The organism is Streptomyces sp. MnatMP-M17, assembly GCF_900091995.1.
Lineage (GTDB): Bacteria > Actinomycetota > Actinomycetes > Streptomycetales > Streptomycetaceae > Streptomyces.
On record NZ_FMDK01001274.1, the window covers coordinates 1 to 1,861 of the forward strand.

General features: G+C 68.8%; 2 protein-coding genes. One reads left to right on the top strand and one right to left on the bottom strand.

The features are described 5' to 3' along the window. Window positions 1-64 precede the first annotated feature (64 nt). Window positions 65-523, bottom strand: a complete 459-nt coding sequence (locus GA0115259_RS38505; RefSeq protein WP_093605272.1) for a MarR family winged helix-turn-helix transcriptional regulator — start codon at window positions 521-523, stop codon at window positions 65-67. A gap of 158 nt (window positions 524-681) precedes the next feature. Here GA0115259_RS38505 and GA0115259_RS38510 point away from each other — a divergent pair. Beyond that, window positions 682-1,861: MFS transporter (locus GA0115259_RS38510; protein ID WP_093605274.1), on the top strand; the 1,180-nt coding region annotated here is incomplete at its 3' end.

The window sequence follows — 1,861 nt, forward strand, 5'->3', positions numbered from 1 at the left end:
TGAGGGCCGGGCGGCGATCCCTGAAGAGGATCGCCGCCCGGCCCTTCTCGCGTGGACGAGCCGGTCACAGGGCGCTGTCGAGGGACTTCACGGTCCTGACCAGCGGCGCCAGTTCGGGTTTTGTGGCCGCCTCGTCGAGCGCTTCCCGCAGCGCCTTGTCATTGGTGGGCCGTGCCTCCGTGACCAGCCGCAGCCCGGCCTCGCTGACATTGGTGTAGATCCCCCGGCGGTCGGTCGGGCAGAGATAGCGCGTCAGTAGACCGCGGTCCTCCAGCCGGGTGACCAGCCGTGTGGTGGCGCTCTGGCTCAGTACGACCGCGTCGGCGACCTGCTTCATCTGGAGATGGCCGCCCTCGCCGTCGTGCTGCCGGCTCAGGACGTCGAGCAGCGAGTACTCCCGGAGGCTGAGGCCGTGGCCCGCCTGGAGCGCGCGCTCGATATGTCCCTCGATCCTGTCGTGCAGCACCGAAAGGGCACACCAGCCCTGGGCGAGACCCGTGAGCGCGGTGTCCGTGCCGGTCATGGCTTCCTCCTGTGGGCGACGTGAGGGCGTGCCGAGGCCCCTGTGCTCCCAGGATAAGACATCGACGCAATATCCCGCGTTTGCGAGTAGTCCGCGCTTGCAAGTATTGTTTGCGCATGTAAGCCGCAGGTGCAATCGTTTGGGAAGGCAAGAAATCCATGCCACTCGCGCTTCTCGCCCTGTCCATCGGGGCGTTCGGGATCGGCACCACCGAATTCGTGATCATGGGGCTGCTCCCCGAGGTGGCCGGCGAGTACGGTGTCTCGATCCCCACCGCAGGACTGCTGGTCACCGGCTATGCGCTCGGAGTCGTGCTCGGCGCACCGCTGATGACCGTCCTCGGCACCCGGATCTCGCGCAAGCGGATGCTGATGCTGCTGATGGGGCTGTTCGTCGTCGGCAATGTGCTCTCCGCGCTCGCGCCCACCTTCGCTCTGATGCTGACCGGGCGTGTGGTCGCCTCGCTCGCCCATGGGGCGTTCTTCGGTATCGGCTCCGTCGTGGCCGCGGGCCTGGTCGCGCCGGAACGCAAGGCCGGTGCCATCGCCATGATGTTCACCGGACTGACCGTCGCCAATGTCGTCGGTGTGCCGCTCGGCACCTTCATCGGACAGAACGCCGGCTGGCGGGCGACCTTCCTCGTGGTCGCCGGGCTCGGTGTCGTCGGGCTCGCGGGCATCGCCAGGCTCGTACCCGAGCAGGCCAGGCCCGAGGGCGTACGGCTGCGCCATGAACTCGCGGCCTTCCGCAATGCGCAGGTGCTGCTCGCCATGGCCATGACCGTGCTCGGCTTCGGCGGTGTCTTCGCGGCGATCACCTACATCACTCCGATGATGACCGAGACCGCCGGCTTCGCGGACTCGTCGGTGACCTGGCTGCTGGTGCTCTTCGGCCTCGGCATGGTCGGTGGCAATCTGCTCGGCGGCCGGTTCGCGGACCGCAGGCTGATGCCGCTGCTGTATGTGTCCCTGGGCGCACTCGCCGTGGTCCTCGCGCTGTTCACGGTCACCGCCCATCACAAGGTCGCGGCGGCCGTCACCGTCACACTGATCGGCGCCCTCGGCTTCGCGACCGTACCGCCGCTCCAGAAGAGGGTGCTCGACCAGGCGTCCGCCGCTCCCACACTGGCCTCCGCCGTCAATATCGGGGCCTTCAATCTCGGCAACGCGCTCTCCGCCTGGCTTGGCGGCATCGTCATCGCCACGGGCTTCGGGTACACCGCGCCCAACTGGGTAGGCGCCGCACTGGCGGGCTCCGCGCTCGTCCTCGCTCTCGTCTCCGGCGCGCTGGAGCGCCGTACGGCCGCCCGGGGACGGGTGGTCGCCACGGCGGCAGCCG

Coding starts and splice junctions, on each gene's coding strand:
- GA0115259_RS38505 (WP_093605272.1), bottom strand. CDS start 523: ATGACCGGCACGGACACCGCGCTCACGGGTCTCGCCCAGGGCTGGTGT.